This is a genomic window from Alcanivorax sp. HI0044 (assembly GCF_001634945.1).
Window position 1 is genome coordinate 1 of record NZ_LWEZ01001323.1, and the last position, 1,491, is coordinate 1,491.

A 1,491-nucleotide genomic window follows, 5' to 3' on the forward strand; every position below is an offset into this window, starting at 1 on the left:
AAAACATCTGCAACATTGAGCCTCCAGCCTAGAAAGTTTTGCAAGCCAGGGCCGATAGTAGTGATCAGGCAAAAGTAAATAGAGCCAGGCGCCAACGCCCAAAACAATAGCTTTCTGTCGCGTTGCAGTAATGCAAACAGAGAAAACGAAGCAACAAAGCCTATACTTTCCCCCCTTATCAATGGCATTAAGCCAATAACCAAGGCAGCGGCACGCATTTTTTTATCCGCTAACAAAAACAGTGCAAGGCAAATAAAAAATACCAGCCAAGACTCACCGTAGAAACTCAATGAAACAAAAACATAAAGAGGAAAAAACGCCAGCATTCCAGCTGAAAGAAACGCCCATACCCTTTTAACATCCAGCTTCAGGCAAGTGAAATAAACCAGAAAAACAGATAAAACAAGCGGAAACGACTTCAGAGCGCGAGAATAATAAAGACTTTCATTACTAATAGTGGTCAAGACACCATCAAAAAATACCGCAAGGGGCAGCACAAAGTTAAACCAGTAAACATCCGGATTTCGAAATGCGGTTTTGGCAAGAAAATAACGGTAGCTATCATCGCCCCAATAAACATTGGCATCCGCCACAAAATCAATATACCACCACTGATATTCGCCGCGGGCCAACCAGGCAATGCCACAGTAGAAAGCAATTAGAGAAACAACCAAGAATACGAACCAAAAGTTGGTGCGAGTCTTGGAAACAGCGTCGTTCAGCACATGCTCACCCATAAATGACACAATTTAAAAGCCCCTTTTGATCAAGGGGCTCTTTTGTTTCGTTGTGAGGGGTTAGCAGAATGTAGCAGAGCCCCAACAGTTATCAAATACCGCGCCACTGCCGGGGTCCGGCAAGGGCGTAATGTTACCCACTGCGGCATTGCCATTCACGATATTATTAACAAAATAAGTGGTTGGATTCGACACCTCAAGTTTGAAGGCGTCGGGCAAATACATCGCCCAACCTCTTGACACCGACTCAACATAACCTGGGTATTGTACCGGCTCTTTTTGGAAAGATAGACCAAACAATGGTGTATCCACCATTACACTATGCAGATTAGAAATATTATATGGGATGACAAATGTATTAAGGTTTCCCGGGGTGGTTCCCAACCCTGAAGCCAACTGGCCTTTAATATTATCTTTGACAGGATTAGCGAGCAGCGGCAGAAGTGCGTTCACAAGAGCTTCTGAATTAGTCAGGCCTCCACCGTTAGAGCGAACGACATCCAGGTTATCGACCAGCTCGTCCACAGCTGATCCCAGCTGAGCATTATAAACACCCGCTTGAGTTTGTCGGTTACCTCTCAAAACAACGGGTCGATTCAACCGCTCCACCTGCGGAAATCCGATAGTCAGATCTTTAAACTCGATACCATTCCCTAAAAACGATACGCAACCGTTTTGCAGCCCCAAAGAGCGGAAGGGTGTCTGCAACCCAAAAGTATTATAACCAGTGCCAGGGCGATTACCTGGGCAAGGA

At 45.3% G+C, this 1,491-nt stretch carries 2 protein-coding genes; both read right to left on the reverse strand.

What is annotated here, in order from left to right; genetic code table 11:
* A partial coding sequence (locus A3730_RS19460; protein ID WP_156501262.1) for a phospholipid carrier-dependent glycosyltransferase occupies positions 1-737 on the reverse strand: 737 nt, incomplete at its 3' end.
* Positions 738-797: 60 nt separating this feature from the next.
* Positions 798-1,491, reverse strand: a 694-nt coding sequence (locus A3730_RS31910; protein ID WP_197477535.1) for a hypothetical protein, incomplete at its 5' end; no start/stop codon positions are given.